The 23,806-nt window shown below is 46.3% G+C and carries 20 protein-coding genes; 9 read left to right on the plus strand and 11 right to left on the minus strand.

The genetic code is table 11. The features are described 5' to 3' along the window. Window positions 1-14: 14 nt before the first annotated feature. Window positions 15-1,268 (minus strand): sugar ABC transporter substrate-binding protein, encoded by a 1,254-nt coding sequence (locus tag G9G57_RS11710; protein WP_025363775.1) that lies wholly within the window; start codon window positions 1,266-1,268, stop codon window positions 15-17. A 572-nt stretch (window positions 1,269-1,840) separates the two neighbouring features. Between G9G57_RS11710 and bglX the strand changes: the two genes are divergently transcribed. The 3 genes from bglX (at window position 1,841) to G9G57_RS11725 (ending at window position 8,639) form a co-directional block, all read left to right on the plus strand. Then, complete coding sequence (bglX, locus tag G9G57_RS11715; RefSeq protein WP_107734468.1) at window positions 1,841-4,015, plus strand: beta-glucosidase BglX; 2,175 nt, start codon at window positions 1,841-1,843, stop codon at window positions 4,013-4,015. Between the two features lie 13 nt (window positions 4,016-4,028). Further along, a complete protein-coding gene (locus G9G57_RS11720; RefSeq protein ID WP_107734467.1) occupies window positions 4,029-7,469 on the plus strand; it encodes a GH36-type glycosyl hydrolase domain-containing protein in 3,441 nt (1,146 codons plus the stop codon). A 165-nt stretch (window positions 7,470-7,634) separates the two neighbouring features. After that, window positions 7,635-8,639: a LacI family DNA-binding transcriptional regulator gene (locus tag G9G57_RS11725; protein WP_164964975.1), complete on the plus strand. Its 1,005-nt coding sequence runs from the start codon at window positions 7,635-7,637 to the stop codon at window positions 8,637-8,639. Between the two features lie 94 nt (window positions 8,640-8,733). On the opposite strand, the gene G9G57_RS11730 is transcribed toward G9G57_RS11725, so the two are convergent. The 6 genes from G9G57_RS11730 to G9G57_RS11755 form a co-directional block, all read right to left on the minus strand. Beyond that, window positions 8,734-9,411, minus strand: a complete 678-nt coding sequence (locus G9G57_RS11730; protein ID WP_107734465.1) for a hypothetical protein — start codon at window positions 9,409-9,411, stop codon at window positions 8,734-8,736. Between the two features lie 90 nt (window positions 9,412-9,501). Beyond that, on the minus strand, window positions 9,502-10,719 hold the full coding sequence (locus G9G57_RS11735; RefSeq protein ID WP_107734464.1) for a stalk domain-containing protein: 1,218 nt from the start codon (window positions 10,717-10,719) through the stop codon (window positions 9,502-9,504). A 362-nt stretch (window positions 10,720-11,081) separates the two neighbouring features. Then, entirely contained in the window at window positions 11,082-11,567 is a 486-nt protein-coding gene (locus G9G57_RS11740) for a cytochrome c biogenesis protein CcdC (protein WP_017425683.1), read from the minus strand. 39 nt (window positions 11,568-11,606) lie between these two features. After that, complete coding sequence (locus tag G9G57_RS11745; protein WP_017425682.1) at window positions 11,607-12,374, minus strand: ABC-2 transporter permease; 768 nt, start codon at window positions 12,372-12,374, stop codon at window positions 11,607-11,609. Continuing rightward, window positions 12,371-13,084: an ABC transporter ATP-binding protein gene (locus G9G57_RS11750; protein ID WP_151256124.1), complete on the minus strand. Its 714-nt coding sequence runs from the start codon at window positions 13,082-13,084 to the stop codon at window positions 12,371-12,373. The genes G9G57_RS11745 and G9G57_RS11750 overlap by 4 nt, the downstream gene beginning before the upstream one ends. Next, window positions 13,081-13,494: a GntR family transcriptional regulator gene (locus tag G9G57_RS11755; RefSeq protein WP_017425681.1), complete on the minus strand. Its 414-nt coding sequence runs from the start codon at window positions 13,492-13,494 to the stop codon at window positions 13,081-13,083. Before G9G57_RS11755 ends, G9G57_RS11750 begins: the two co-directional genes overlap by 4 nt. A 213-nt stretch (window positions 13,495-13,707) precedes the next feature. Here G9G57_RS11755 and G9G57_RS11760 point away from each other — a divergent pair, with 213 nt between their 5' ends. Together G9G57_RS11760 and G9G57_RS11765 are read left to right on the plus strand one after the other, a co-directional pair. Further along, entirely contained in the window at window positions 13,708-14,280 is a 573-nt protein-coding gene (locus G9G57_RS11760; RefSeq protein WP_025363769.1) for a hypothetical protein, read from the plus strand. Window positions 14,281-14,539: 259 nt separating this feature from the next. Continuing rightward, the gene (locus G9G57_RS11765) at window positions 14,540-15,085 is read left to right on the plus strand and encodes a GNAT family N-acetyltransferase (RefSeq protein ID WP_151256125.1); all 546 of its coding nucleotides are present in this window, start codon (window positions 14,540-14,542) and stop codon (window positions 15,083-15,085) included. Window positions 15,086-15,135: 50 nt separating this feature from the next. Here G9G57_RS11765 and G9G57_RS11770 read toward each other — a convergent pair whose 3' ends face one another. Next, window positions 15,136-15,468 (minus strand): hypothetical protein, encoded by a 333-nt coding sequence (locus G9G57_RS11770; RefSeq protein ID WP_016820215.1) that lies wholly within the window; start codon window positions 15,466-15,468, stop codon window positions 15,136-15,138. Between the two features lie 186 nt (window positions 15,469-15,654). Between G9G57_RS11770 and G9G57_RS11775 the strand changes: the two genes are divergently transcribed. Continuing rightward, a complete protein-coding gene (locus G9G57_RS11775) occupies window positions 15,655-16,479 on the plus strand; it encodes an alpha/beta fold hydrolase (RefSeq protein WP_044786874.1) in 825 nt (274 codons plus the stop codon). 82 nt (window positions 16,480-16,561) lie between these two features. Here the strand turns inward: G9G57_RS11775 and G9G57_RS11780 are convergent, their stop codons facing one another. The 3 genes from G9G57_RS11780 to G9G57_RS11790 form a co-directional block, all read right to left on the minus strand. Next, window positions 16,562-16,777, minus strand: a complete 216-nt coding sequence (locus G9G57_RS11780; protein ID WP_013308357.1) for a cold-shock protein — start codon at window positions 16,775-16,777, stop codon at window positions 16,562-16,564. A 131-nt stretch (window positions 16,778-16,908) separates the two neighbouring features. Beyond that, a complete protein-coding gene (locus G9G57_RS11785) occupies window positions 16,909-17,109 on the minus strand; it encodes a cold-shock protein (RefSeq protein ID WP_007428290.1) in 201 nt (66 codons plus the stop codon). A gap of 384 nt (window positions 17,110-17,493) precedes the next feature. Then, the gene (locus tag G9G57_RS11790; protein ID WP_164964976.1) at window positions 17,494-19,929 is read right to left on the minus strand and encodes a LamG-like jellyroll fold domain-containing protein; all 2,436 of its coding nucleotides are present in this window, start codon (window positions 19,927-19,929) and stop codon (window positions 17,494-17,496) included. 430 nt (window positions 19,930-20,359) lie between these two features. Between G9G57_RS11790 and G9G57_RS11795 the strand changes: the two genes are divergently transcribed. The 3 genes from G9G57_RS11795 (at window position 20,360) to G9G57_RS11805 (ending at window position 23,691) form a co-directional block, all read left to right on the plus strand. Continuing rightward, complete coding sequence (locus tag G9G57_RS11795) at window positions 20,360-20,701, plus strand: DUF805 domain-containing protein (protein ID WP_017425676.1); 342 nt, start codon at window positions 20,360-20,362, stop codon at window positions 20,699-20,701. 154 nt (window positions 20,702-20,855) lie between these two features. Continuing rightward, entirely contained in the window at window positions 20,856-22,451 is a 1,596-nt protein-coding gene (locus G9G57_RS11800) for a spore germination protein (protein WP_113050873.1), read from the plus strand. Window positions 22,452-22,485: 34 nt separating this feature from the next. Next, window positions 22,486-23,691, plus strand: a complete 1,206-nt coding sequence (locus tag G9G57_RS11805) for a Ger(x)C family spore germination protein (RefSeq protein WP_090890780.1) — start codon at window positions 22,486-22,488, stop codon at window positions 23,689-23,691. Window positions 23,692-23,806: the final 115 nt, after the last annotated feature.

Below are 23,806 nucleotides of genomic sequence, written 5' to 3' on the forward strand. Positions count from 1 at the left end.
ACGGATATGGATCATTATTTTTTCATTATACTTGCAGCCTGCTGATTAAAGTCATCCATTTCCTTCTGTACATCGGCATGACCGCGGTAAATACGCTCAAAGCTCTTGATAAATTGTTGAGAAACCTCTTCCCATGCAGCCAGTTGCGGCAATGCTGCGGAATGATCCAGCTGTTTGCGAATCGTCAGAAGCATCGGATCACTCTTCAGTTTGGCATCTTCCCACGATTTAGTAGTCGCAGGCAAGTTACTGGACAGCTCCATCCATTTCAGTTGTGTTTCTGGTTTGCTCATGTAAGCCAGGAATTTGGCTGACTCCTCTGGGTGCTTGCTGAATTTCATAATTGAAAGGTTGGCTCCACCCAAAACGGATAGGTTGTTTACTTTGCCAGGAAGCTCCGCAATATTCCACTTGCCTTCCAGTTCTGGTGCCTTGCTCTTGATTTCTTTAATCATGAAAGGACCGCTGATAAACATTGGAACGATCCCCTCGCCTTGCAAACCTTGAACGGAATCAATTCCAATATCCACTGCGTTAGAGCCATTTTGGAAAAAGGTATTTACATACTTCACAGCATCTACAAACGGTGCTTGGTTGAATAGCGGATTGCCCTGCTCGTCAACCAGCTTGGAACCGTTCTGGAGAGCAAACATAAAGCCCATAGACTGCTCCTTTGCACTAAAGGAGATACCATATTTGCCTTTACCCCGAGCTGCTAGTTTTTGAGCAGCATCGGACAGTTCCTCCCACGTTTTAGGTGCTTCATTGTATCCAACCTGTTTCAGTAGGTCCGAACGATAGAATAAAACTCGCGTTTCAGTGTACCAAGGTACGGCGACCGGTTTAGCTTCAAATTGAGCCGTACTCACAGCGCCCTTGAAGAAATTTTTCGCTTCAAGCTCAGGGTATTTGCTGATGTAAGGCGTGATGTCTGTTAGTGCACCCGCAGATGCTAATTCCGGCACCCATGATGTACCGAGCTGGACAACATCTGGACCTGATTTTGAGGCAACCGCCGTGAGCAATTTGTCGTGAGCGTTATCCCAAGGCAACGCCTGTACATCAACGTGAATATCTGGATTTTCTTTTTCAAAATCTTTTACAATTTCAGGCAGCAACTTCCCTTCCGCTCCCATTCCCCACATGGTGATGGTCGTCTTGCCATTTGCATCTTTGCCCGACGAATCATCCTTGGATGAACAGCCTACCAGCGCACCCCCCAGTAATAAGGTGCTTGCCAAAATGATTCCCAATGTTCTTTTCATCATACGAATTCCTCCCGAGATGATCAGTTTACCGATCATGCAATATGATAACGGATTCAAGCACATGAATTTTGCAAAAATTCAATAAGCGACTTCCAATGTCCAAATATTGCAATTTGGAGCGACTGAAATCGAATTTTGCAAAATCCTGATACATGCAAATATATAGCAGTTAAAGCATACCGTTATAACAATTATGTTTAAAGCCTAAGGACCATACTCATCAATAGAAACGTTTCGATAGTCATTATAGAACAAATTGAAACCGTATTCAATAGGGATATTATTTTTTATTTACTTGGAATCGCATCTCTTTTTCATTTATTTCAATCTTTATTACGCTATTTGTCCTATAAAAAACTCCCGTTTTGCATTTGACTCTCCATTTGGAAGCGTATATAATCCAACTGAGTCCAACAATAGAAACGTTTCGATTAATAATACAACAGAAGATTATGCTTCTATACTAGCTATTAGCCTGTTCAGCACTTTTTTGAATCAACTTTATCCCAAAAATCTCATGAATCTGAAAAAGAGAGCTGTTTTACCAACCAAACAGCTTACGGAGGATTATGATGGAACAACACCTGAATTCGTATTTACAAAACATGACTCTTGAAGAAAAAGTTGACCAACTGCTTCAGCTTGTGGGTGGCTTTTTTGAAGAAGCGGGTACAGAGGGCCAAATTACTGGGCCTATGGCTTCTCTCGGCATCACAGAGCAGACGGTTCACAACGTTGGTTCCGTGCTCGGCCTTGCAGGAGCCCAGGAAGCAATTCGTGTTCAGCAGGCTCATTTGAATAAAAACCGTCTGGGTATCCCGCTTTTAATTATGGCAGATATTGTACACGGCTTCAAAACGATTTTCCCTATACCGCTGGCTATGGGTTGCTCATGGAATATGGAACTTGCAGAAGAGAGTGCTACTATCGCTGCTCGGGAAGCAGCCGTATCCGGTGTTCACGTCACATTCGCTCCTATGGTCGATCTGGTACGTGACCCACGCTGGGGTCGTGTAATGGAATCTACTGGGGAAGACCCTTATCTCAACAGTCAATTTGCCCGTGCGTTTGTGCGCGGATTTCAGGGTAATGATCTGACGAATGATACCGAGCGGGTAGCCGCATGCGTGAAGCACTTTGCTGCTTATGGAGCCGGTGAAGGTGGACGTGATTACAATACCGTAGATGTATCTGCATGGCAGCTGCGAGAGTATTATCTCCCTTCCTACAAAGCTGCTTTAGATGAAGGCTGCGAAATGGTGATGACGTCCTTCAATACCGTAGAAGGCGTAGCGGCAACGGGCAACAAGCGCCTGATGCGTGATCTGCTTCGTGATGAATGGGGTTTTGACGGTGTGCTCATTTCGGATTGGGCCGCGATCAAAGAGCTTATTCCTCACGGCATCGCCGAGGATGAACGGGAGGCAGCAAAAAAAGCATTGCTGGCAGGCGTAGATATTGAAATGATGACCTCCTGCTACAATGGGCACCTGCCTGAGTTGATTCGCAGCGGACAGCTGGATGAAGCGCTCGTTGATGAAGCCGTGATGCGTATATTGAAGCTCAAACAAAAGCTGGGCTTGTTCGAGAATCCGCTACGCGGCGCAGACCCTGAGCGTGAACGTGAAGTGGTATTCTGCGAAGCCCACCGTGCGGTTGCTAAAGAACTAGCCATTAAATCATGCGTGCTGCTCAAAAATGATTCTGTGCTTCCATTGAATCGCAATCAACATGTTGCATTGATCGGACCTTTTGCAGAGAGCGGCGATATTCTGGGCTCTTGGTCATGGAGCGGTTCACAAGAGGAAGCCATTCGTGTTGTTGATGGATTCCAATCGAAAATATCCTCCTCGCTGCTCACGGTAGCGGCAGGATGCTCTGTAGACAACATAACAGAGGAGCAATATGCAGAAGCTCTGCATGCTGCCAGTCAAGCAGAGATCATCGTACTAGCGCTTGGCGAGCGCTCAGATATGAGTGGTGAAGCAGGCAGCCGTTCAAATATTCGCCTGCCGCAGGCTCAATTGGAATTGGTGAAACGCCTGAAGACACTGAACAAGCCCATGGTAGCCGTACTGTTTAATGGTCGTCCATTGGATCTGCACGGCGTCATTGAAGAAGCAGACGCTGTACTGGAAGCCTGGTTCCCTGGTGGCGAAGGCGGCGCGGCAATTGCCGATTTGTTATACGGTGATGCTGAACCTACGGGTCGTCTGACGATGTCCTTCCCGCAATCGGTCGGACAGGTGCCAGTGTATTACAATCATTTTAATACTGGACGTCCGCAGTTAGATCCGAACACAACAGAACGCTACGTGTCTCAATATCTAGACGTACCGAACGAACCTTTATTCCCGTTCGGCTATGGCCTGAGCTACACCGATGTAGCCTATGACAGCTTACAACTTTCAGGCGATACTCTTATTCCCGGTCAAGAACTGACCGTTAGAGTGCAGGTAACGAACACAGGAACACGTCCAGTCGAGGAGACCGTTCAGTTCTATGTCCGTGATATCAGCGGTGATACGGTTCGCCCAATGAAGGAACTGAAAGATTTCTGCAAAATCCTGCTTGCCCCAGGCGAAAGCCGGGAAGTGGAATTTACAGTGACCGAGCCTCAGCTGCGCTATCATCATGCAGATTTGAGCTTTGACAGTGACAGCGGTGAATTCGCCGTCTTTACAGGACCTAACAGCCGAGATACTACTGAAGGCCGTTTTCGGTTAGTAAAAGAAACAGGAAAGTGAGGCGTTCCCTTTGATGAATACAAGTCTAGACCAAAATATTTTGCTGCGGGCCGGAGACCTGTCTTTTACCTTCTTAAGCAGCGGTGATGTGTACAAGATCGCTCACGGCTCAACGATGATCAACCAACTGTTGACCAATTCAGTCGATGGTTCCCTGAACAATCTGTACTTGAGACTGTATCGTCCTTCCGGCGTAAGCATCACTCCTCTGCTGGGAGTTCGTTCGCCCGGCGTAATCCGACAAACGGATCAGCAGATTATATGGGAAGGGTTCACTGCCGGTGTAGGCTATCAGGTGACCTTCACACTCAGCCGCCTGGGAGTATGGTTCTGGGATGTAACCCTACAGGGCGATGATGTTGAAGCAGATATTGTGTACGGTCAGGATATCGGCATTGCCGATACCGCTGCTGTGCGCAGTAATGAAGCTTATTTGTCTCAATATATTGACCATACTGTCTATCATGATGAACAAAGAGGCTATACTGTTTGCTCACGTCAAAACCAGCCTCAAAGTCAGGCATTCCCATACATTCAACAAGGCTCGTTAACCCGCACTGTTGGTTACTCGACAGACGGATTTCAGTTCTTTGGACTTTCTTACAAGGAAACGAATGAGCCGGAAGCACTGCGCCGCGACACGCTCGCCAATGAAGTGTATCAATACGAATTCGCTTATACAGCGCTGCAATCTGAGCGGGTAAAACTCGCTGGGGAAGCTCGCTTTACGTTTTACGGTCTGTTCCAGCCGAGCCATCCGGCTGCAGTGACGAAGCTGGAGTATCAGGACCTGGTAACCAAAGCACGCGATGAAGTAGCTGCCGTTCTAGCGGACGCTTCTGAGACCAGCATACCAGCACACGCGGCAAGTGATCTTCAGGCAGGGCGTGTGGCCCCAGCTCAAACCATCGGTGAACCGCTGCGCACACTGGACTTGACCGATGCCGAAGTGAATCAGCTTTTCCCGAAACGCCAGGAAGAAGAACGGGATGGCGATACACTACTTTCCTTTTTCACGGATAGCTATGAGCATGTCGTACTCAAATCCAAAGAGCTTCGTGTAGAGCGTCCTCACGGACACATTTTAATGGGTGGGCATTACTCTGGAGGTAAGGAAGAAACCATTACAACCACTTCCTATATGTACGGGGTATTCAATTCCCAGCTCGTGATCGGCAATACGAATTTCAACAAAATGATCACCAACGTGCGTAATGCGCTCAACATTCCTAAGACATCCGGTCAACGTATCTACGTCGGAATTCAAGGAAAATATCGCCTGCTCACCATGCCTTCCCTGTTTGAGATTGGCTTTAATTATGTGCGCTGGTATTACAAAACGGCTGACGATACATTCATTATTACAAACCATACGAATGCTGATAGCCCAGAAGTGCGGCTTCACATGCGCTCGGCAAGTGGTAAAGCCTATCCATTCCTGATCACTCAGCAAATGTGTATGCATGTGAACGAATATGAGCTTCCGTTTCATATGGAACGCGAAGGTGATGACCTGCTCTTTAGAGCTGATTCCGCTTCCCTGAGCGCCGAGGCCTATCCCGACCTGCTTTACCGAATGCACGTAGAGGGCGCTCCATTACAGCATGTGAGCGACGCTCAAGCACTGCTACAGGGTGGAGCCTCTCCTGATGCATCCCTGGTCGTTTTGGAACTGGGCGACAGCAGCGAATGGACCTGCATTGTACAGGGCTGGCTGCATGGCCGCTCGACCGGGAAGGACCGAGCACACAAGGAGCTACACGCCTCCTTTGAAGATGAGCGCGAGCGCTACCGGGAGTATTTTGCCGAGCTTATGAATGGCTTCCATCTGACGCTTGGCCAACAGGAAACCAGCGAGCTATTCCGTGTGAACGCAGTGGCCTGGTGGTACACCCACAACATGCTCGTCCACTACTCTGTGCCTCACGGTCTGGAGCAATACGGCGGAGCAGCCTGGGGAACACGTGATGTATGTCAGGGGCCTGTCGAATATTTTTCGGCAGTGCAAAATTTTGATGAGGTTCGTTCCATTTTGCTAACTGTATTCAGCCATCAGTATGAAGACAGCGGAAACTGGCCGCAATGGTTTATGTTTGACAACTATACTCACGTGCAGCAAGAAGAAAGCCATGGGGATATTATCGTTTGGCCGCTCAAGGTACTGGGCGATTATTTGACCGCTACCCGTGATTACAGTATTCTGGGAGAAAATGTGCCTTACACCCATCGGCATACTTTCGATTATACCAAGCAGACTGCGACCCTTATGGAACATGCCCTGAAGGAAATCGAATATATTCGAGAGAATTTCCTGCATGATACGTACTTATCGGCTTATGGCGATGGCGATTGGGATGACACCCTCCAGCCAGCCAATGCGCAACTGAAGCAATACATGGCGAGCAGCTGGACGGTTGCACTCACCTACCAAGTGATTCGTAACTTTGCTGCTGTGTTGGAGCAAGCTCCAGCAAATGTAGTAAGCGAAGCGGATAAGATTGCACAAGATTTACATCAGATGGCGAACGGCATCCGTAAAGACTTCAATCGCTACATGCTGGAGAGCGGAATTATTCCAGGCTTTGTATATATGGAAGAGCCTGGTCAACCCAAGCTCATGCTCCATCCGTCCGACACCGAGACGGGAATCCACTACCGTTTGCTGCCGATGACACGCAGCATGATCAGCCAGTTGCTCACGCCTGAGCAAGCATTGGCTCATGAGCAGCTCATCCGCGAGCAGTTCCTCTGCCCGGATGGTGTGCGTCTGATGAACCGCCCTGCTCAATATGATGGCGGTGTGAGTTCGCACTTCAAGCGCGCTGAGCAAGCGGCCAACTTTGGACGTGAGGTTGGTCTGCAATATGTGCACGCTCATATCCGCTTTGTGGAAGCCATGGCCAAGTTAGGACGCAAGGATGACGCTTGGCACAGCCTGAAGCTCATCAATCCGGTCGGCATCCGTGCAACCGTACCGAATGCCGAATGGCGCCAAAGCAACGCGTATTTCAGCAGCTCGGACGGTAAATTTAACACCCGCTATGAAGCACAGGAACGGTTTGGTGAACTGCGGGAAGGAGCCGTACCCGTCAAGGGTGGCTGGAGAATCTATTCCAGCGGTCCGGGAATCTACATGAATCAGCTCATATCGAATGTCCTTGGTATTCGTCAGTCAGGCGAGGACCTGATCCTGGACCCTGTGCTGCCGGACGATCTCGACGGATTGGAATTTAAATTTTCCTTTGCAGGAAAGCCAATCACCTTCGTCTACCGCATGCTGCAAGAGCATACGAGCGGTGAGCAAGGCCGTGCAGTATTGAACGGTGCCCCTCTGGAAAGTGAGCCAGCCGATGATAATCGCTATCGTTCCGGTGCCTTGCGCATCAAACGTGAGACTTTCGAGCAGGCGTTAGCAGAACATAATGGTGTACACCGTCTGGAGATTATTTTATAAATCGAATGATGCATAAGCAAAATCAGGTATAGGCAACAAAGGAATGGCGATCTTGCGGGATCGCCCTTTGCTGCTTGCATGTAGAACTACGACATTTTGAATAGATATGTGGTTAATAATCCATATACAATAGCACATATAAGACGAACACAAGGAGGTGACGTTGTGGTCAGCATTAAAGATATCGCCAAACAGGCGGGCGTTTCCATATCTACCGTTTCATATGCTTTGAACGGTAGCGATAAGGTAACAGAAGAGACTTGCGCACGTATTTTGGCCATTGCCAAAGAGCTTAACTATGTGCCCAATGCCGCCGCACGGAATCTCAAGAAAAGGCAGACCAAAATTATTGGCGTATTCCTGACTGATTTTCGCGGAGACGTTTATGGAGATTTGCTGTACGGCATCAAGGAAATTTTGAACCGCAAGGGCTATGACCTCATTGTCTGCAGCGGCAAGCAATCACATCGAATGCTGCCAGAACGCATGATTGACGGTGCCATCGTACTGGATCAGACGTTTGATAGTCAGGAGTTGCTGAACTACGCCGAGCGCGGACATAAAATTGTCGTATTGGACCGCGAACTGAATCATCCTAACATTAACCAGGTGCTGCTGGATAACAAAGCAGGTGCCGCGCTCGCCATAGAGCATCTATTGGAATTGGGACACCGCAAGCTACATGTTGTGACCGGACCAGAAGGTTCTTATGATTCCTGGCAGCGGATGCAGGCGGTCAAGCAGACCATTGAGCGTAGCGGTGTCGCCGAGATGATCGAAATTGACGGCAATTTCGAGAAATCGGGCGGCGAGCAGGCGGCTGAGATCATTTTACAGCAGCAGGCTCGCCCAGATTCGGAACCTGTAGCTGTATTTTGTCTCAATGATGAAATGGCCGTAGGCTTTTACAATCGAATGGCTCAGTCAGAGCTTACCATTGGCAAGGATGTTCATATCGTCGGCTTTGATAATATCGAGCTGGCGCAATATATTCAGCCCCGGCTGACAACGATAGACTACTCCAAGCGCAAATGGGGCGCTGTAGCCGCTGAACAGGTTCTCAAAATCATTGCCGGGGGAGACGTGGAGCATGAACGGTTGTACGTTACGCTTGTCCAAAGAGAATCGGCAGGCGCGGCGCTCATCACCCAAGACCAGCAGGAGCACTAATGAATCGCACAGAAGTGCCCCCACCTACCCACTTCCAAAAAAAAGAACTTCCACTGTCCCAAAATGGGTAGGAAGTTCTTTTAGCTATACTTATTTAACCTAACAAAACCTCAAGTAAATTCGCCAACGACCGTAAAGGATTGGCAATCGTCCGCCCTGTCTCCAGCTCCACCTGCAACGCAGCATCAACCATCGATAACTGTGCTACAGCCAGCCCTCTGCTGGGATCAGCCTTCCTCAATTCATGCAATGAACGAACCAGCAATTCCTCATACTCATCTTTACGTCCCTGCATAATCAGTTCAAAAGCGCCCTCCACCACCTTGACCTCTATCAAAGAAGAGAGGTCCGGCTTGCCTAATACATTGGCCGTATGATAAAGACGCTTCATCGTGCCCTCTACGGTAGCCGGATTCGTAAATACCAAGGTTCGTGGCAGCAAATCATCACACATCTCATGAAATAGAGGCTCATCCAGTGCGACAATTGGCGTAGGCATTGACCCTTGAGCCTTCTCCGCCAAAGCAATATAATTCGTACACGTTATCAAAATAACGTCTAGATCGCTTTGAGACATCCAGCTCAGCTGCTCTTCTACCTTGCGACTGGCATCATCTGAAGAAAAATGCGGATCCGACGATACCCGGCGCATAAGTCCCGGTTCCACAAAATGTACCAGCTCCACCTCATAAGAAGCAAAAGCTCGTTCCACATAGGCAATGTTCGAATGATGCGCATGCAGGCAACCCACACGTTGCTTCAAGTCTTCCACCGTCCAACCCCCTGATATGTTTGCCCCATTTTAACAGGAACCGGACGGTCTGGACAGTGCCAATCAGATCACACGACGAGAGCGTATTCTTTAAAATTTACCGTTCGTATTTTTCCACTCTGTTTTAGCTGGAATCTCCTGAACTACATCCCAATGCTCGGCTATTTTGCCGTTCTCCACACGGAACAGATCATAGACAGCAGCTGAGATTCCCTTAGGAGATTTCAGTTCACTTACAACCAGCACGAAGTTGCCTTCTCCAAGAACCATATGCACCTGATCATATCCAATAGAAGTTCCTTGACCCGTAGTGGATAATGCTTGCTTCAGACTAGATACACCGTCACCAAAAAGAGGATTATGCTGAATGTACTGATCCCCATTATAATAGCTTTCCAATGCTGCACGATTTTTGCCAACCAGCACATCATCTACAAACTTGCGGATCAGCGTTTTGTTTGTCTCGGTTTGGTTGAGATCCGTGACTTGTGTTGTTCCGTCAATCATGGTATGTCCACTTGGATTGGTTGGAGCCGAGTCCTGCATGTTATCCCAATGCTCAACAATTTTACCATTGCTATTGAAGCGGAAAATATCAAAAGCAATGCTCGTTTTCCCTGCAATAGACTTTTTATAATGTACTGCTACATCATTGCCATCCTGAATAACCCGCTGGACTTCAACCAGCACATTGGCTCCCTTGGATTGGCTAATCCCTTGCAAAAAGGCATCTCTCCCGCTAGCAAAGCTCGGATTATGCTGAATGTACTGATCTTTGCTGATCCAAGCCTCAGCTGCTTTCGTATCGCCCGTTTCAAAGCTCTTCAGAATCTCTACAACCTTATCCTTATTACTCACCCCGATTTGCAAGGTCTGGCTGGCCGGGTCCCAAATCACTTGCTTGCCCCACGCTTCTTTGACGACATCAACTGGTACATAGGTTACCCCTTGCTTGGTCAAGATGGTCGAGGTGGATAGTGGTACCTTAATCCCGTTGATTTGCGCTTCCGGACTGCCTGATACCAGTACAACCGTCGCTTGATCATAACGAATCGTCGTACTTTGACGCGCCGTATTGAATGTAATATGCTTGGCGTCCAGCGGAATTCCTAAACTAGTAGCCAATTGTCTCAGGGGGATCAACACCTGCTTATTTCTCACGATAGGCGCAATTTTGTAAGCCTCCTTCTTGCCATCTACCCAAACCTGGATACCCGTAGTAGGTTTTACGTCGGCTGCTAAAGCCGGTACAGCAGAAGACAGAACGAGCAAGCCAGCAAGTGCAGCAGTAACCGTATGTTTTTTCATGAATGTAAGCCCCTCTCAACCTGTAAAATAGAGTATGGAATGCAATTTCTCTTTATGTAACTAATGTGGTTGCAGTTAACTACGAAGATTTGAACTCTTCCCCACCTATCTAACTTTAAACCCCATTTAAATCATTTGAAACCTTATTAACCCTCCTTTGAATTTTTATACTTATGACCGTTGTCATGCAAGTCACAAACCTTCGAATAAAGGACATGGAAAGCAATAACAATGTATGATCATCCTCATCATTTTATTATAAATAACATGTACTAATGAAGTTAGCTCAAAAAAAGCGGCTCCTATCACCAAGCGAATGGACGCTTTTTGAATAGAAAGCCGCTGTTACCTCATTCATATTGTTATACAGATAACGTCCTCCGAAACTTGATAAAGCTCCCAATTCGCCAGATTGAGATATATACCAGCGCCATCGTAATGGCCAGCATGCTAATTTCGGTCGTACCCAAACTACTGAGGTATTGAGTCAGAACAACCCGAATCAAAATAATAGCGATAATAATATACTTAAAATATTGGTTCGGCTTGGGATAGATGAGACCGTCATCTCGTCTTTCATACGCCGTATGCAGCAAAATAACGTAGCCAAACAGAGCCCCTAATAACCCAGCAACCAGCAGTTCCCAAAAGGCGGGAGGCGCGTACGTTTGACCAGGAATATGCATCAATTGATATACCGATATCATCATAGCTGGGAAAGCGATAAACATAGGGAGCAAAATCCGAAATCCTTTTCCCTTTACCGGGCCCCTTCGTCTTTTGGTTCTCAACCAAATCATCAGACCCACCAGAACAGCCATCAATGCATAGATAAAGATTGTCGCCATGGTGAAATTCCTTTCTAATATAGAGTCATTTATCCTAAGTTAAATCGACAGTTTTTTCTCCAGCAAATAAGCGTTCAAGCGGATCAATGCATATGCAGCAACCCAACTAATCAACACCGCAACCGGAAAATGCCAGGTAAAAGGAAACCACTGTCCGTTGTGAACATGATGAAACTGCTCATAAATCCGCTGATCGCCTGACCAATAAAAGACGCTTCCTCCACCCATCAAAAGAATCCACAGGATTGGGCTAAGCGGCCGCAAGGTGCTGTATTTGGTACTGGCCGTCAGCAGACCCAGCGCAATAACCAACGGCGTAAAGGCGATAATCATTACAAACCAGTTTAAGCCGGCTATCATAAAAGACGCTGCATCCGCAAACGTATAAGCCTGTATGGTCGATGAGATAAATAGCGCGTATAGAGAACCTACTACAAACAAGAGCAATATCACGACAATGGTTTGTAAAATAGCAGCAATCCATTTGGCGCTAATTAGCCACATACGCGGATAGGGAAGGGTCAGCCACCATCCGTAGGTGTCATTTTCCCATTCTCTTCTCAGCATTCCCACACCCATGAAAACAATCATGTACGGCAAGCCCAGGGTGACATACCACAGCCTTGTCAATTCGAGTTGGTTGTGAAGAGCGAAGTACAAGGAGATCGCGAACGCCGCAATTAGAAATAGTGAGAAATATACAAGTCTCCACGATCTGGGCAGTCGATTGCGGCTTTGCTTTCTCCAGCTTCCTTTATTTCGAAATTCATGGCGTATTAAATCTTTGAACAGCCCGGATGAATTCACGCCTTCCACTCCCTTTTGTACAAATTGCGGAACACCTGGTTCAGCGAGCCATGCTCTGCACGCAGATCATCCGATTCACCAGACCATATCACTCGCCCGCGGTCCATCATGACCGTGTAATCAAACAAGCCTTCCACTTCCTGAATATCATGTGTGCTAATGAGTATAGATTGTTGCCGATCCTCCAAATAATCAATAATCCCAGCTACGATCGCTTCTCTAGAGAGAACATCAATACCTACAAAAGGTTCATCCAGGATCATAAGCGGTACTTCTCGTGCCAGGCACAGAATCAGCAGCACACGCGCCTCCTGTCCGCGACTCAATCCGGCCATCTTTAGCTCCAATTCCACATCCATATGGTCAGCAAGTTTATAGGCATCCTCTATATTGAAGCCAGGCAAAAAGGACTTCCCCCATTCCAGCGTCTGCTGAACTGTATGATTGGGATACCAGCGTGCCCGGTCAGGAAGATAGGATATATTCCGGTTGGTTTCCCAGCTTGGCTGTTGGCCCAGCACCTGAAGCTCGCCCCCGTCCGGCTGAATTAACCCCGTGATGGCTCGAAAGAGGCTGGACTTCCCGCAGCCATTGGGCCCAAGCACACCTACAATACGTCCTGCTGGAATGACGACATCCAGTTGGTCCAATGCTTTTTTATTTCCATATTGCTTCATCAGTTGCTTTGCGGTTACCACAGACTCCGTCATGCCTTTTCGCCTTCTTCCTTGTGATCTCCGTCCTGTCGGCTTCTTATATATTGCTGTACATCTTCCCAGGATAATCCCAGGCTGCTCATCTGTCCGAGAAACTGATCGATATACGACATAGCCAATTGTTCCCGAAAGCTGGCAATCCGCTCACTGGACGAAGTTACATACGTACCCAGACCGCGTCGCTTCTCAGTCAATCCGTCCCGTTCCAGCTCCTGATACGCCCGCATCACGGTATTCGGATTCATACGCAATTCCTGCGCCAGATCACGCACAGATGGCATTTTGCTTCCCATTTCAATCTCTCCTTTAGCAATGGAGCTTCGTACTTGATTTAATATTTGTTCATATAATGGCTGGCTAAAGTCTATTAAAAATCGGAACGAGCCAACCCGTTGTTCTTCCATGGGTGTTTCCCCCTAATTCGGCTGTATCTATCGTGCCTTTAGTGTATTATATCACTTAATACACGTAATACAATAGCAATTCGTTAAAATGCTAGTCCTGCCATCCAAATTCCATTCAGTAAATGCTCAGCTTGCGCTCAGATAGCATTCAAGTTAATCCCTTATGATGTATCACGTACCAAACAAACCATAAACGAAAGGTGGAAAATGAAGATGAAGAGCACCAAGAAAGCAATTTTGGCCGGAACGATGGCGTTGGCATTTTTAGGAGGCGGAGCGCTGTACTCCACAGGCGCAGCCCATGCTGCTTCAACTACACCTGAGAAGGCTCCTACTGCAAGCAAAGCACAGGCACCTAAGGGAAACCCTGGCGATGCTAACGGTCCACAAATCGCAGGAGGAAACTATGCTGAGAACAAGGCTCTCCTGAAACTATTGAAATTGTCCTCCAGTCAGTTGGATACACAGTTGAAGGCTGGTAAATCCCTTGCTACGATCGCCAAAGCACAAGGCGTGAGCGTAAACTCCGTAATTGATGTGATGGTTTCGGATATGAAGTCAAAACTCGCTACGGAAAAACAAAATGGCAAGATTACCGCAAGCGAATATAATCAGCGTGTTTCCAATCTGAAGCAAATGATTACCGATATGGTGAATGGCGTTAAGCCCTCTAAGCCACCAGTAGACGGGGCTAAAGGAGAAGCAGGTAAAGCTCCAGCTAAAACAGATGCGGCTAAGGCACCTGCTAAGCCAAATGCAGCTCAAGCCTCTGCTAAGCAAAAATAGCTACAGCTTCTGTTTTCCAAAAGCTGTAGCTCGATAAGTCACATTCATAAGAACCATTTGTTAATCTGACACAGCCACTCCACAATAATAAATCTCCATCCGGCCTCCCTGTACGGATCGAGAATGAATAAGCCTGCCCTCTGCTACGATACAACAGAAGAGGACAGGCTTATTTTTCATGTACTTGATACAATATGTGGTAAACTAACTTAAGCCAGAGATCACACTTTTTATCCTGATTCAGCAAAAGGAGTATGTAATGAAAATAAATAAACAGGAATTTCATGTACAAGGAGTAAGCTATATCATTAGATCGGCTATGATTCAAGATGCGATGAATTTGTCTGAAATCCGCTTACGGATGGATGGAGAGACTGAAAATTTAGACAGAGAAAAGGGAGAAGCATTCATAAGTACATCCGGTTTTGAACAGCTTATTAAAGCCGATACAGAGCACGCCAAAAATCTATTTTTAGTTGCGGTCGTTCATGATAAAGTCGTTGGATTTTCAAGATGTGAAGGTCATGTTCTGCGTCGATTCGCTCATAAAGTTGAATTCGGTGTGTGTGTACTAAAGGATTTCTGGGGGTATGGAATCGGGACGAATCTTTTGAAAGAGTCTATTTCCTGGGCAGACTCTAACGGCATCCAGAAAATGTGCCTACAAGTTCTAGAAACCAATAATAAAGCCATTGAACTTTATAAAAAGCATGGATTTGAAATCGAAGGGTTATTAAAAAACGACAAGATTCTCTCAGATGGTCAATACTACAACACCATAATCATGGGAAGATTCCATAACTAAAAAAGATCCTGTTCCACAGGATCTTTCATCATTTCGAGGCGATATTGGCCCTAATAACGATAATCATCGTAGGGATTGCGATTACGATAATGGTCTCGCGGCTGCTGGGCTGCGGTAATCATCAAAAATATGCCTGAGAGCAGGTGCATTAACCAGCCTACAAATGGAATCCACCCAACAACCGAGGTCACAATCCCTAAAATAGATCCATAATAAGTCTCTTTATTAGTTACCGATAGCACCAACGTCACAATGTGGAAAATCAACATAAAGAACAATACAGTATACGCAGAATTTATGACGAGCAGCCCGCCCAAAACAGGAATAGCAAAAAATAGCTCCAATCCGCCCGTAATCCATTTTAATGTTTTTGATGGTGTCATTGTTCCACTCTCCCAATGCTGTTTCATTCCATAAGTATATCCTATCCCCATGCAGGATGACATACATATTTTACTAATTTTATACTTGTATAGCGACGACCTCACCCCTTTTTCGAATGAGCTAAGCCCTGACTACATATATGTGAGAGAGAACGAAATTTCGTGATTTTTAAAGGGGGGAGCATCATGGAGTATTATATTGAAGTGGAACGTGGCGTTAAGCTGTATGTAGAAGATATAGGAGAAGGCATCCCTGTTTTGATGGTGCACGGCTGGCCGCTGGACCATCGAATGTACGAATACCAGGTTGCCCAGTTGCCTGCTTACGGATACCGCTGTATTCAAGTTGATCTTAGGGGGTTCGGGAAGTCTGATCGACCATGGCATGGCTACAATTATGATCGACTGGCAGATGATCTCCTGGCTGTTATACAGGCCCTTCAATTAAGCCATATACGGCTGATCGGTTTTTCTATGGGGGGAGCAATTGTCACGCGCTACATGAGCAGACATAGGGGATGGGGTGTTGATCAGCTAATTTTGATCGGAGCTGCCACGCCTCGGTTTACCCCAACCAGCGACTTTCCTTACGGCACTCCTGTCGCAGAGGTAGGTAAACTCATCAAACAAGCCTATACAGATCGTCCACAACTGGTAACATCATTTGGCGAAATGTTGTTCGCCAAACCCGTCAGCCAGAGTTTACGTGACTGGTTACGTGATCAGGGCTTTGCGGCTTCGGTTCATAGCATGGCTTGTACTTTGTATTCACTGCGTGACTCTGATTTACGGCCCGATTTGCCATGTATACACGTGCCTACGTGGATTCTACACGGCAAGCTGGATCGGGTCTGCCCTTTCCCTCTAGCGCTCCAAACTCAAAAAGGAATTGCCGGCTCCAGGCTTATTCCTTTCGAACGAAGTGGTCACGGTGTATTTTATGAGGCACTACCTGAATTTAATTCCACCTTACTGAGCATACTATCCCCATCCTCTATACACCCTAATTGAAAGCCTGTTCTCAGAAAAACAAAAAAGACGCCTCAGCGCCGTTATGGCTATGGGGCATCTTTTACTACAAACATGTATCCGCTTAGGATTGTTTGGTATGATTAAAGCTCGTATTGTTTAAAACAGCCAGCTTTTTCTCGCCCTTCACCATGGCAGAACCGCAAATGGGGCATGTCGGCTCGACAGAAAAAGCGAAGTTATCCCGCATCCAGCCGTTGCATGTATCACTGGCGCAATTCCAAACAGTTGTAATTTCCTCAGGAATTTCATCCATTGGCTTTTTCCGTGAATTGTACATAAACATCCCTCTTTCTTCATGATTTATAAAGCGATAAGATGTAATCAGTTCAAAAACGGTCTTGTGAACAGATAAAAACAAATGCCCCAAACGCTATGTTCGGGGCATCTGAAGTAGGCTGTAATTTAAAATTACAGTTTTACAACGTTCTCAGCTTGTGGTCCACGGTTTCCTTCAACTACGTTGAATTCTACGCGTTGGCCTTCGTCCAAAGATTTGAAACCTTCGCCTTGGATTGCGGAGAAGTGTACGAATACATCGCTTCCACCTTCAACTTCGATGAAACCGAAACCTTTTTCTGCGTTAAACCATTTAACTGTACCTGTTTGCATGGAATTACCTCCAAAATATATTTATATGACCTTTATTTTTTACAAATAAAAATTCACATATTGCACAAGGTTATTTCAACCTAAAACAATAACCCTCTACAATATGTGAATCTCAGGTCACAATTTCAATATACTCATATTACCATAAGTGTATTGAAAACGCAAGCACTGGAGAATTTAATTTATGCAGAGTGCTTATGTCATCTATTGCTGCCTCAAGCTGTCTTCATTAGACAAGAGTGAGTCATTAACGCCTACTTAAAACATTATATCCGCAATTGCTTCCTATTATACCAGTAATCAAGAAATAAATATACACAACGTTGCGCAGGAGATGAACTTCTTGAGAAAAAGTCCATCCCCTGCTTTGTTTGCTCATTTTAATTACAAATCCGCTAGTGCTTTAATTTTCTCTGCTGTCAGCGCTTTGTTATATAACTGTACCTCGTCCATGCTGCCGTTAAAGTAGGCATCAGCGACAAAGCGGCTTTTACCGAGATACGCCTCGTTTGTCAGCAACTCATTAGGGTTAAAGGTAATACCGTCATTTACAGCTACTTCTTCACCATTTACATACAGCCTCCCTGTATTCCCCTCCAGTGTAACCGCCACATGGGTCCACTGGTTTAGAGGTAATGATGATTTGGAGAGCAGGCTCTGATCCGTACCTTCATGGATTGTAAACTGGAGTACACCGCTTCCTTGGGAAGGGGTGAGGAACATATGACGAGCCTGGCCGTTGCCGAAATCAAAAATCCGTTGCCAAGCGGCTCCGCCCTTCCAGTTCACCCACGCGGAAAAGGTAAAGTCCTTCGCATCCGTTACCGTGTTGGGCAGCTGCACGTAACCATCCTTGCCGTTCAGGGCAAGAGCACCGCCAAGCTTCCCATCTTTATCCCATGTGGCACCACCATAGGCCTTACCGTCGAGTTGATTATATGTGCTGTCGACAACCGAAGTTCCTTGATCCTCACTCCACGAGTAACGTGCGAGCTGAGGGCCTTGAGCCTGCTCGGGAACAATGGCACTAAAACTTTTCTTTGCTGTTACTTTGTCCTTTTTAATAGTCGCCGTCAATGTAACTGCTGCAGGCTGGGAACCGGCTTCTGGACGGTACACTTCACCAGTGACAGAAATAATCTCAGGGCGGGAAGATTCCCACGAAATCGTGGTATCTTGTGCAGCTTGAGTAGGTAGCGTGAGATCATAAAAAACGTTGCTTGTGTCGCCTAGACTCAGATCCTTCTGCACCGCAGCTACAATCTTGCTGGCCTTCAGGTCAGGCTTTAGCGAACCCCATACTGCAACACCCTTGGAGGACAGTGCGGTAAAAGCAAGGGTTTTGGCTCCCGTGTCTGGATCACGGTGCCGCAGGAATACCCCTTTGTACTTCGCACCATCTGCTGTAATTTCCAGCTGATTGTCTGCCCCCAGCTTCCATGTACCGTTCACTCCGCCAGACAGTTTGCCACCGTGATCCAGATTGACGGTAACAGCTTGCTTAATATTGGCCGAAATTTCCTTCCCGTGATTTACATACGAGTATTGGCCGATGACATCCTTCTCTGACAGCTTTTTCAGTGAATCCTCATCTCCTGAATAACGATAAGGAGCAACTACAGGCCAACCGTCAGCGTTCATGAACATTTCATGTACCCGCACTTCAAACTGCTCACCTCTCCCCGGAAAACGGGAATGAAAAATGACAAAATGCTTTTTCGTCTTGGGATCATAATAAGCCGAGTTGTGTCCGGGCGACACATAGCCTGTACCCAGCCCTGTTCCCGGATCACCAATTTCTCTTGGAATTAGGTAATTACCTATTAACTTGACGCCGTATGGCTCAATGGAAGCGTCATCAAAAAGAGGTTTGTCAGGATTCGCTTTAACCTTGATCATGTCGTTGCCTTCAGCATCGTAGAAAGGACCATCCGGTGTTTTGGACCGAGCCACACGCAAGTTATATCCGCCATCCGCTGACAATCCGCCATAGGACAGGAACAAGTAATAGTAGTCCGTTTGTGGACTGTATTGTATGTACGGCCCCTCCATACGAGCATGGTTACCGCCCGTCAGTTTTTTCCCGTAGCCTTGGCCTGATAAAGGCTTCCCTGTTTTTTCATCCATCTGCATAATGAAAATGCCTCCGGAATAGGAGCCATATACCATCCACAGCTTGCCGTTCTTATCATAGAAAGTGTCAGGGTCTACGGCGTTGGGATGCTTGGTTGCGTCATAGATCGTCCCATCTTCACTCGGTTGACCCCACATACCGGATTTCAGAAAAATCCCTTTATTCTTATAAGGTCCTTCAATTTTATCAGCCACCGCTAGGCCCATAGCTGAACGCGGGGAGTCTCCTTTACAAGCGTTATAGTACATATAGAACTTGCCATCCGCCAGTTGAATAACATCCGCTGCCCACAGCGTGTCTGTCTGCGCCCAATCCAGCGCTTCCTTTAATTCCTCTTTGACGTTGGGAATCAATGCATTACCATTTGCCACACCTGTCGCAATTGTATCCCAATTCATGAGGTCTTTGGATTTGGCAGCCGCCAGATGTGAACCAAAAATGTAAAATGTATCTTTCACTTTCAGGATGGATGGATCATGTACGGAAGTCTCCTTGAAGGAAACAGCCTTTTTACTTTGGCTTAAAATATTATTCAGACCTTGAGCTTGAAGGATGGTTTGCTCCAGACTTTGAATCCCAGCTGTATCTGAATTGAGTGTGGACTCGGCGCCCACCAAAGAAGCAGGCAACAACAGTGCACCTGCCAGAGAAGCAGCCGTTACTTTACGAACAAATAATTGCTTCATAAATCAATCTCCTCTCGTTTTGAACATTCCTGCTAACATAAAACAATAATGAATAAGACGGTCAGGATTATGTTTGTATTAACTTCTCCACTCTTAAATTAAATGTTGATCATCCCCCTCTTTTAATTAAAGCGCTTTCAACTAATGTGAAAAATAAAACCTCCTTCTGTTAAGAAGGACGATTCAAACCTGACGGTTAATCGTATCTCTATATTATTCAATGAATATGGAAAATTCAATATGTAATTTTATATTTTTATGAATTATTCATTTAATTATTAACCTTAATAAATGTGTTGCTTTAATTCCTAGTTTAAAGTTATAATTTGACAAGTAAAATTCTATAGGTTACCTGCCGATATATCTAAAAAGAATTGTTTTACGATGAACATAATACAAATATTTACATTTTATGAGGAGGTGAAAATATATGCAATGGTATTTAAATGGATTAAAAAACTATGTAGGATTCCAAGGTAGAGCAAGACGTACAGAATACTGGATGTTTGTTCTATTTAGTGTAATTGCCAGTTTTATAGTCGGTCTGATCGATGGTCTTTTGGGCTTAACTCCAATATTGACTCTCATCTACTCTCTGGCTGTCCTGTTGCCATCCTTGGCAGTTCTTGCTCGCAGACTGCACGACACGGGTAAAAGCGGTTGGTGGATTCTGATTGCTCTTGTGCCATTCGGTGGCATTGTACTGCTTGTATTCGCATGCCTAGACAGTCAGCCTGGCGACAATAAGTATGGGAAAAATCCTAAATTGTAATTTGATGTAGTTGGTCTAAAACCTCTTTCACTTTTGTGAAGGAGGTTTTTTTATACCCGCTTTTCCCCTATCGAAATTCCAGCTATAAGTTTACCAAGAGACTCCAGCGTCCATACTGGATTAAAAAGTATCCTCAAAGAGAGGAAGAACGTGCATGCGTTTTCGGAAAAGAACCCCCCTTAACAAATTTAGAAAGGCACCCGTTCAGCAAAGCGAGAGTAAGTCTGAACATCCCGCAGAACAGCTCAGTGCAAATATCGGAACCAATCTTCAGCAGATCAGACAAGCGCTTGGCAACAGCACCGACATCGTCATAAGAGAAATTCGAATCGGCAAGGACGGTGACCAGACCATTGCGATCCTCTATACCGACGGTTTGGTGGACCAAAATATAGTCTCCGACTTCATTATGGAATCAATGATGCTGGACAGCAGCTTGTCCAAGGACGTGGAATGCCGGATTCAAACTTCCTCTAACGTCATGCAAATGTTGAAAGATTACGCCCTCACTATTGGCAGCATCCAGGATATTAATGACTTTGAAGCCTTATATAACGCGCTGTTGTCGGGGGATGCAATCATTTTGATTGAGGGTGAGACGCAGGCAATATCGGCCAGCGCACGTGGATGGAAGGATCGGGGGGTCACCGAGCCTGCCTCAGAAAATGTCGTCCGTGGGCCTCGGGAAGGATTTTCTGAGACATTGCGTACGAACACAGCCTTGATTCGACGTAAAATTAAAGATCCGAATCTATGGCTGGAGACCAAACAAATCGGTCGTGTAACCCAGACCGATGTCGCTGTCATGTATATAAAGGGGATTGTGAACCCTAAATTGGTTGAGGAAGTACATGAACGATTGAATCGCATTGATGTAGACGGCATTCTCGAAAGCGGATATATCGAGGAATTAATCCAAGACAAAACCTTCACCCCCTTTCCGACAGTATACAATTCGGAACGCCCAGACGTGATCGCCGCCGAGCTGCTGGAAGGAAAAATTGCGATCCTGGTGGATGGTACCCCTTTTGTGCTTGTCGTGCCTGCATTATTTGTCTCCTTCCTGCATGCGGCGGAGGACTATTATCAGCGTGCAGACATTAGCAGCTTCATCCGTGTCCTTCGTTATACCGGAGTTTTTATTTCCTTGCTCGGTCCGTCCTTATATGTTGCCATCACTACGTTTCATCAGGAAATGCTGCCGACCTCACTGCTAATCGGTCTAGCAGCACAGCGCGAAGCGGTCCCCTTCCCTGCCTTTATTGAAGCACTCATGATGGAACTGACATTTGAAATATTGCGGGAAGCTGGCGTTCGCATGCCCAAGTACATTGGGGCAGCCGTCTCTATCGTCGGCACACTCGTCATTGGACAAGCTGCTGTCGAGGCGGGCATCATATCTGCGGCAATGGTTATTGTTGTATCGATTACTGCTATTTCCAGCTTTGTTCTTCCTGCCTACAATATGTCCATCGCTTTTCGTATGCTGCGATTCCCCCTGATGGGGCTTGCCGCTTCCTTTGGGCTGTTCGGAATTATCGTCGGAGGCATTGCCCTGATCCTGCATATGTGCAGCCTTCGTTCATTCGGCGTTCCCTATATGACTCCTTTTGCACCTCTCATACCGTCAGACACCAAAGATACCATCTTTCGATTCCCTCACTGGATGATGATGTCACGTCCCCGGTTAGTCGATCAAAAAAATGTCAAGCGTCGAAACAGCACTCCGCCCCGCAAATCACGGGAATAGAAAAAAGAGAAACCGTCAGAAAGGAGTGATCATCATGAAGCGGAAGAAGGCGTTTCTCTTCCTGATTCTTGCACTCGTCTTACTTCTGACAGGCTGTTGGAATCGTAGAGAGTTGAATGAGCTTGCCATCGCCGTCGGTATGGGAATCGATAAGCAAGGGGATCAATTCCGGGTCTCTATCCAAGTGGTGGACCCTGGCAAGGCATCGGCTAAAAAAGGAGCAGGAGGCGGGGCTCCAGCCACCTTGTATACAGAGGAGGCGGACACCATATTTGAAGCGATCCGGAAAATAACAACAATTAGTCCCCGGAGAATGTATTTTTCTCACCTGCGCATATGTGTTATCGGTGAGTCGTTAGCTGCCGAAGGGATGGCAAAATCTTTAGATTTACTCTCCAGATATCATCAGTTCCGCACTGATTTTTATATTGTAGTGTCCAAGGACGTTAGTGCGGAGGATACGTTGAAAATTATGACGCCTTTAAATCCGATTCCCGCCAATGACCTTTTTTCTTCCCTGGAAACATCACAGAAAAACTGGTCGCCTACTACGACGGTAACCTTGGATGAATTGATTGCAGCTATGACTAGTGAAGGAAAGCAGCCTGTGTTGACAGGACTTCGGATCATTGGCAATAAAGAAATGGGAGAAACCAGCGACAATGTGCAAAAGATCGCTCCGTTCAGTCGTTTACAGTATTCAGGACTTGCTGTATTCAGAAAAGATCGACTAATCGGATGGTTAGATGAAACTGAAAGTAGGGGCTATAATTTTATCCTTGGCAAAGTGCAAAGCTCTGTCGGTTACGTTGCTTGCCCTAGAGGCGGCAAAGTCGTCTCCGAAATCATTCGCACCCAAACCACTGTAAAAGGAAGCACCTATAGGGGAGAGCCCCAGATTCATATTAAAATGCAGGTTGAGGCCAACGTGGGAGAAGTCGAGTGTACTGACCTCGATTTGACCAAGGTAGGAACGATTTATGACATTGAAAAGCAAGAAGAAGAAAAAATAGAAGATATTATGAAGTCGGCCGTTAGAAAGGCCCAACAATCGTACAAAACGGACATATTCGGATTCGGTGAAGCCATTCACCGCGCTGCTCCGAAGACTTGGAACAGACTGAAGCAAAACTGGGATGAGGAATACTTTACAGAATTACCCGTAACGATCAAAGTCGATTTCAAGATTCGGCGCTTGGGCACCATCGGTAGCTCCTTTATGAATGATATGAAAGAGTAATTCCTCACTCCACAAAAGAAGGTGTTTTGCAAAGTGCTATCTCAAATCGTAAAAATCATCGGCATATTCCTCGTCGCTGCTGTAATTAGCTTAATTGAAGTCCCCGACATGTGGA

The sequence above is a fragment of the Paenibacillus sp. EKM211P genome (assembly GCF_011066175.1).
GTDB classification, from domain to species: domain Bacteria; phylum Bacillota; class Bacilli; order Paenibacillales; family Paenibacillaceae; genus Paenibacillus; species Paenibacillus polymyxa.

Bases quoted from the DNA above. Each gene is read 5' to 3' on its own strand.
- G9G57_RS11760 (WP_025363769.1), top strand. From the start codon at position 13,708: ATGAAGAGCACCAAGAAAGCAATTTTGGCCGGAACGATGGCGTTGGCA.
- G9G57_RS11765 (WP_151256125.1), top strand. From the start codon at position 14,540: ATGAAAATAAATAAACAGGAATTTCATGTACAAGGAGTAAGCTATATC.
- G9G57_RS11710 (WP_025363775.1), bottom strand. From the start codon at position 1,268: ATGATGAAAAGAACATTGGGAATCATTTTGGCAAGCACCTTATTACTG.
- G9G57_RS11770 (WP_016820215.1), bottom strand. From the start codon at position 15,468: ATGACACCATCAAAAACATTAAAATGGATTACGGGCGGATTGGAGCTA.
- G9G57_RS11780 (WP_013308357.1), bottom strand. From the start codon at position 16,777: ATGTACAATTCACGGAAAAAGCCAATGGATGAAATTCCTGAGGAAATT.
- G9G57_RS11720 (WP_107734467.1), top strand. From the start codon at position 4,029: ATGAATACAAGTCTAGACCAAAATATTTTGCTGCGGGCCGGAGACCTG.
- G9G57_RS11735 (WP_107734464.1), bottom strand. From the start codon at position 10,719: ATGAAAAAACATACGGTTACTGCTGCACTTGCTGGCTTGCTCGTTCTG.
- G9G57_RS11750 (WP_151256124.1), bottom strand. From the start codon at position 13,084: ATGACGGAGTCTGTGGTAACCGCAAAGCAACTGATGAAGCAATATGGA.
- G9G57_RS11795 (WP_017425676.1), top strand. From the start codon at position 20,360: ATGCAATGGTATTTAAATGGATTAAAAAACTATGTAGGATTCCAAGGT.
- bglX (WP_107734468.1), top strand. From the start codon at position 1,841: ATGGAACAACACCTGAATTCGTATTTACAAAACATGACTCTTGAAGAA.
- G9G57_RS11800 (WP_113050873.1), top strand. From the start codon at position 20,856: ATGCGTTTTCGGAAAAGAACCCCCCTTAACAAATTTAGAAAGGCACCC.
- G9G57_RS11740 (WP_017425683.1), bottom strand. From the start codon at position 11,567: ATGGCGACAATCTTTATCTATGCATTGATGGCTGTTCTGGTGGGTCTG.
- G9G57_RS11755 (WP_017425681.1), bottom strand. From the start codon at position 13,494: ATGGAAGAACAACGGGTTGGCTCGTTCCGATTTTTAATAGACTTTAGC.
- G9G57_RS11805 (WP_090890780.1), top strand. From the start codon at position 22,486: ATGAAGCGGAAGAAGGCGTTTCTCTTCCTGATTCTTGCACTCGTCTTA.
- G9G57_RS11785 (WP_007428290.1), bottom strand. From the start codon at position 17,109: ATGCAAACAGGTACAGTTAAATGGTTTAACGCAGAAAAAGGTTTCGGT.
- G9G57_RS11790 (WP_164964976.1), bottom strand. From the start codon at position 19,929: ATGAAGCAATTATTTGTTCGTAAAGTAACGGCTGCTTCTCTGGCAGGT.
- G9G57_RS11775 (WP_044786874.1), top strand. From the start codon at position 15,655: ATGGAGTATTATATTGAAGTGGAACGTGGCGTTAAGCTGTATGTAGAA.